This is a genomic window from Janthinobacterium sp. BHSEK (assembly GCF_056174685.1).
On sequence record NZ_JBWBYV010000168.1, the window covers coordinates 1 to 4,979 of the forward strand.

9 protein-coding genes are annotated in these 4,979 nt (G+C 63.9%); 1 reads left to right on the plus strand and 8 read right to left on the minus strand.

All coding sequences use genetic code 11. The features are described from left to right. The coding region (locus AC0V2Y_RS27955) for a DUF6680 family protein (RefSeq protein WP_475418438.1) at nt 1–181 on the plus strand (181 nt) is incomplete at its 5' end. A 5-nt stretch (nt 182–186) separates the two neighbouring features. Here the strand turns inward: AC0V2Y_RS27955 and AC0V2Y_RS27960 are convergent. The 8 genes from AC0V2Y_RS27960 to AC0V2Y_RS27995 all read right to left on the minus strand — a co-directional run. Then, nucleotides 187–432 (minus strand): DNA cytosine methyltransferase, encoded by a 246-nt coding sequence (locus AC0V2Y_RS27960; RefSeq protein WP_475417787.1) that lies wholly within the window; start codon nt 430–432, stop codon nt 187–189. Then, complete coding sequence (locus AC0V2Y_RS27965; RefSeq protein ID WP_475417788.1) at nt 429–2,324, minus strand: DNA cytosine methyltransferase; 1,896 nt, start codon at nt 2,322–2,324, stop codon at nt 429–431. Before AC0V2Y_RS27965 ends, AC0V2Y_RS27960 begins: the two co-directional genes overlap by 4 nt. After that, the gene (locus tag AC0V2Y_RS27970) at nt 2,321–2,755 is read right to left on the minus strand and encodes a hypothetical protein (RefSeq protein ID WP_475417789.1); all 435 of its coding nucleotides are present in this window, start codon (nt 2,753–2,755) and stop codon (nt 2,321–2,323) included. The genes AC0V2Y_RS27965 and AC0V2Y_RS27970 overlap by 4 nt, the downstream gene beginning before the upstream one ends. Then, nucleotides 2,752–3,501, minus strand: a complete 750-nt coding sequence (locus AC0V2Y_RS27975; protein ID WP_475417790.1) for a KilA-N domain-containing protein — start codon at nt 3,499–3,501, stop codon at nt 2,752–2,754. The genes AC0V2Y_RS27970 and AC0V2Y_RS27975 overlap by 4 nt, the downstream gene beginning before the upstream one ends. A 223-nt stretch (nt 3,502–3,724) precedes the next feature. Further along, a complete protein-coding gene (locus tag AC0V2Y_RS27980) occupies nt 3,725–3,988 on the minus strand; it encodes a helix-turn-helix domain-containing protein (RefSeq protein WP_070313278.1) in 264 nt (87 codons plus the stop codon). A gap of 76 nt (nt 3,989–4,064) precedes the next feature. Further along, nucleotides 4,065–4,280 carry a hypothetical protein gene (locus tag AC0V2Y_RS27985; protein WP_102293735.1) on the minus strand — a complete coding sequence of 72 codons (216 nt, stop codon included), beginning with the start codon at nt 4,278–4,280 and terminating at the stop codon, nt 4,065–4,067. A gap of 17 nt (nt 4,281–4,297) precedes the next feature. Beyond that, nucleotides 4,298–4,585: a hypothetical protein gene (locus AC0V2Y_RS27990; protein WP_475417791.1), complete on the minus strand. Its 288-nt coding sequence runs from the start codon at nt 4,583–4,585 to the stop codon at nt 4,298–4,300. 205 nt (nt 4,586–4,790) lie between these two features. Continuing rightward, a partial coding sequence (locus tag AC0V2Y_RS27995) for a hypothetical protein (RefSeq protein ID WP_475418439.1) occupies nt 4,791–4,979 on the minus strand: 189 nt, incomplete at its 5' end.

Below are 4,979 nucleotides of genomic sequence, written 5' to 3' on the forward strand. Positions count from 1 at the left end.
AGCCATCGCGCAGAATTTTGAATTTGATCCGACCGAGCTGCGACGGGGTGCGTATGTCCCTATCGCCCATGGAACGATTGAGACGGACCAAGAAGCGATCCGCACAGGTTTGGTTAAACTCCTGAGCGGCGAGACTCCCTTGCCGATGCGGGTCGTGAATTTCCCTAACCAGCCCGAGTAGCATCATCACGCCACCCTCGCAATCTCGCGCTCATGCGCAAAGTTGGCGAGGATCAAGGCCTTGGCCATGGGCGGGCAGACTGAATTGCCGCACATGCGCACCTGGGCCGACTTCGTCAACTTCAGGCCCTGAGCCGGATCGTCGCCGATGATGTAATCGTCGGGGAACCCCTGGGCCCGGAATAGCTCGCGCGGCTGCAACATGCGCAGGCCGATATCCACGATCTGATAGTCCTGACCGTGGATCGTCACCAGGCCGAACCTGTCGCGGCTGGTGACGGTGGCCAGCGGGTCGGCCAGGCCTTGCGACTGGTCGGTGCCGTAATAGGCCAGCAGGAACGAGCGTACCTCGGCGTGGTGCTGTCCGCCGGCGCTGACCGTGCCAAGTGGCTCGTCGGTACCGGCCGCCGTACTGGTGCCGCGCAGCTTGACCTGGTTGCTGGTGACGATGCCCAGCGCGTGCGGCGCACCAGCTGGTTTTCCTTCGGCCCGGCCGTGATTGTCGGCAGGGGCGTGTTCATGTCGCTGCCGGTGGCGCCAGTGCGGAATTTGGTGATGTGCGCCGACACCATGCTGAAATGGCCGCCCTTGACCTGGGCGCAAATGGTGCGCAGCGGCTCGTCGGCCGGCATCACGCGCTGATTGCTCGCGTTGGCATGCTCCGTCAAGAACGCTGTCACCAGGCTGTGGTGGTCGCATGCTGTGACCGTGCCGATAGGGTCGGCCAGGTCAGAGCCCACGACGCCCGTGTAATGCTTGGCCAGGAATGCAGTGGCCACGGCCTTGTTGCCGCTGGCCGTAACGGTGCCGAGCGGCGCCTCGACGTCGTGCGCACCAGTGCCCCAGCGCTTCACACCACCTGGCGATACTTCGCCGTGGGCGGCATCGACCAGCACAGCGGAAACCAGTACCTGGTTGCCGGCAGCGGTGATTGTCGGTACAGGCATGTCGGCGCCAGCGCCGGGGTGGCCAGTGGTATTGGTCATGACGAATGGCGCAAGCTCGGCTTCGACCAGCGCATGCTTCGCGGCCGCGCCCACAACCGTGCCCAGCGGCTTTTCGATATCCAGCGCGCGCGGCGCCTGGCCCTCGCGCTCCCCGTAGCCCACCTGCACCAGCGTGGCCACGCCCAGCGCCTTCTCGCCGCGGTGCGCACCGGTGATGGTGCGGAACGGCTCGCCGATGGATTCGGTGCGGTCGCCGCCCTGGTGCGTGACCGGGACGATGGTCGACGCGCAGAAATAGCTGTCGTTGCGCGCCAGCAGCGTGCCGAATGGGCGCGCAGCCGGGCGCGACTCACCAGCACGTGCTGGGCCCCCGGCGCCGACGATGAACGGATCGGCCGCGTCGACCACATAGCGCATGATGCCCTTGGCGATGCGGCGCAGCGTGGCCGGCGCCAGCGGCTTTTCGCGCTCGAAGATCGATGGGCATGGCAGGCTGAAGTCGATGCACTCGGCCGCCGTGCGGTACGGCAGCAGCTTGCCCGCGCGCACGCCGATGCTGTCGGGGGCGCCATGGGTCGGTTCTGGCCACTTGATGGCGATGCCGTCGCGGCGCGCCACCAGGAAGAAGCGCTTGCGGATAGTGGGCGTATTGTGGTCGCAGCCGCGCATTTCGCGGTAGTCGACGGTGTAACCATGCGCGCGCAGCTGGCGGATGAACGAATCGAAGGTCTTGCCCTTCTTGGCCGGGTCCGGCTTGGCGCTGCCATCGGCCTCGACCAGCAGCGGGCCCCACGTTTTAAATTCCTCGACGTTTTCCAGCATGATCACGCGCGGCTTGCACTTGGCCGCCCAGCGCAGCGTCACCCAGGCCAGGCCTCGGATGCGCTTTTCGACGGGCTTGCCGCCCTTGGCCTTGCTAAAATGTTTACAGTCCGGCGACAGCCAGACCAAGCCCACCGGGCGATTGTTCGTGACCTTGATCGGGTCAACGTCCCACACGCTCTCGCACAGGTGCGTGGTGTGCGGGTGGTTCGCCGCATGCATGGCCAGCGCCTCAGGATCGTGGTTGATGGCGATATCGACCGGGCGGCCGAATGCCTGCTCCAGACCGGTACTGGTCCCGCCGCCGCCGGCGAAGTTGTCGATGATCAGTTCGTTGCCCAAGTCGAGCGATAAGGTGAAGGCGTCGCGCTTCATGGGCGCGCCTCGGCAAACTGAGGTGCAAAATGAGCGCATGGCGGACTGGATGTGATCATTGTCACGGGCGCACCGAAAATAGCTGCCACCAACGGGTCACGGCCGTGCTCGCCGCGCGGCCAGTTGCTGCTGCGATTACGGTAGAGGTCGAATTCAGCCTGATCATCCAGATCGGGCATGCCGTACAGGGCGCGAACGTGCGCAGCTGCCGGCTCGATCAACACGAGTTGGCCGGCCGTGACCAGCTTGGCCAGGCGTTTGCGCACGGTCTCGCGGTGAAGCGTCAGGTCCAGGGCGATATCGCCGATGGTTGCGGCGCCACAGCGCTTGACCATGGCCAGGATATCGGCGGCGCGGTCGGCGTTGGCGGAATTGCGGATAGATGCTACGCCAGCAGGCGGGCGCGTGCGATTGTCAGCTTGGCCATTCACAACGCCACCTCCGCCAGGACGGAGTCGCGCCATTTCACTTGCTGGATGGGCGTGCCGCTGGAATGCGCCTTGCCGGTGTCCGCCACGAATGCGTGCGCGCGCCCCTTCTCCGTCGGTACCCAATGGCCTGCAATACTCTCTTGCAGGCCTGCCTGCACCAGCAGCTGGTTGAACGCCTTGCCGCTCTTGACGAAACGGCTGCCCAGCTCCGTCGGCGTGTAGTAAATCTCCTGGCTGGGCGTGGCCAGGTGCGTGCGTTCCATCAGCTGCAGCATGTTCACGCCGGTCAGCGCGGCCGTGCCCTGGTTCGCGCTGATGGCAGCGGCATTCTTGTCGAGGCCGATCAGGCGCGCGATGCCAAAGATGGCGCGGAATTCTTTGGCGGGCGAGACTGCGCTGCGCGCGGGCGCGGCGGCCGGCGCCTGAGCGGTGGCCACGGCGTCAAAGGTGCGGATGACTTCCAGATGGAACTTGGGGCTGATCCACATGGCGTAGGCGTAGACCAGTTCCTTGCAAACGTATGTGCCGCCCGTCCGGCCCTCGGATTTAACTACAGGAATTCCCGTAGTTTCCAATTCTGCAACAAGCTCCTTGGTTTGCTGATTAATCAGCCACGCGGATGGCTCGTGACGGCGTTCGCCGCCGGCCGCTTGGTGCAGGTCGTTCAAGCGGAAACGGCCAGCCTGATCTGTTGCAATGGCCGTATTCGCAATGCTGATGCTTTTCTGTTGTACAATTTGGCTCATAAATTCTCTCAAAGATTTATAGCGTTTCAAGGAAGCCCGCCTGCAAGCGGGCTTTTTTATTGGCTGGCGCGCTGCTCTTCGAGCATTGCTTCGTAGTGCTGACGCGTCCGCACATGGCCAGGATCGACAGGCAACGCGCCGTCGTGCGGCTCTTGGTGGGCGTGGCCGCCCTGCTCGCCCGAGGCCGCGCTGGCGCCAGGCACCGGTTGCAATGCCGCCCAGGTCAAGCCGTCACCTCGGCGCGCGCAATGCGCTTGAGCTCGCGGATCGACACGTCGAACACCTCGTGCATGCGGATCAGCAGCGAGGCGCCGATTGGCAGGCGGCCGTGACGAATCTTGGAAATCACTGGCGGCGCCACTTCCAGCGCGCGGGCCAGTGCTGCATCGTTCTTCGGGCCTTTGGCCAGCAGCATGTCGAGCAATTCGTTGTTGCCGTGGGCGTCGTCCAGCGAGCGATACGGCGATGTGGCTGTTGTTTGCGTCATGTCATATTCCTAATTGATAGTGATTAAAGTTGCCGATTCCGGCCATGCAATGCTGTAGCTGTCGGGTGCGGGTTCGTTATGGCGGCTCGCGCCGCGGCACCTCGTATTTCTTCGCCACCCTGTCGGTGGCATCGCGCCATTTCTGGCGCGCTTCCTTGTGCGCAGCCTTCGCCGCGCTCTCGCCCTCCCCGTCCTTGGCGCCCTGCAGGTCTTTCTCGGCCTGGCGGTAAATCATCGAACGCTGGAAGACCAGCTCCTTTTCCTCGGCTGTGACCTCGGCTGGTTTATTCAATAGCTGCCTCCATGCCGTTAAACCCGCATCCGCACGACGCGAGGGACCAGACCGAAGCTGGGGCGCTGCGCCTGGAGTGGGCCCAGCTTTTCCCGTGATTTGGGTCTAGCCCCGTTCGAAAACGGCGGCGTATCATTCCGTTTCGGCCTGGCGTCCAGGTGATTGCGGATGATCACGATCGTGCATTCGTTCAGCACGTCGCTGACGGTCTTGCGCATCGCCGTGCATGCGGCTTGCAAGGCATCCTTGTTGTCATCAGTTATGTAGCCCTTGACGAGCGCGGTACGTTTTTGCTTCTGTTTCATGGTTTTCTCCTGGTGGTCGGTGTTACAGGGTTTGGGTACAGCGAAAATGCAGGGTGGTACTTGGTGCTGTTTTACGGTGGGCGCTCGCTTGCTGGCGATGCGCACTCCTCGAGCGGCGCGCCGCGAGGCAACTGGTGCGGCTCGAGAATCGGAATGCACACGAAGTCGTCTGCCGAACGAGGCGGGGAAATTGGGATCAGGCGGATCATGGCTTCGCGCCCACGTCAATGCCGACAGCGGCCCGCAGCGGCACGGTGTCGAAGATGGCATTGGTGGTGGGCGGCTGGCGGCCGGCGTGGCCTGGCGCTGAAACCGGATCGGTGGCGCGGCGCGTCGCTACCTCATGGCTGGGCGCCCAAATATCGGGCCGAAGATCGCTGAGAGTGAGCTTCGG

What these genes read in the sequence shown, in the direction of transcription:
- AC0V2Y_RS27965 (WP_475417788.1), bottom strand. Translation starts at nt 2,324, where the DNA reads ATGAAGCGCGACGCCTTCACCTTATCGCTCGACTTGGGCAACGAACTG.
- AC0V2Y_RS27975 (WP_475417790.1), bottom strand. Translation starts at nt 3,501, where the DNA reads ATGAGCCAAATTGTACAACAGAAAAGCATCAGCATTGCGAATACGGCC.
- AC0V2Y_RS27980 (WP_070313278.1), bottom strand. Translation starts at nt 3,988, where the DNA reads ATGACGCAAACAACAGCCACATCGCCGTATCGCTCGCTGGACGACGCC.
- AC0V2Y_RS27990 (WP_475417791.1), bottom strand. Translation starts at nt 4,585, where the DNA reads ATGAAACAGAAGCAAAAACGTACCGCGCTCGTCAAGGGCTACATAACT.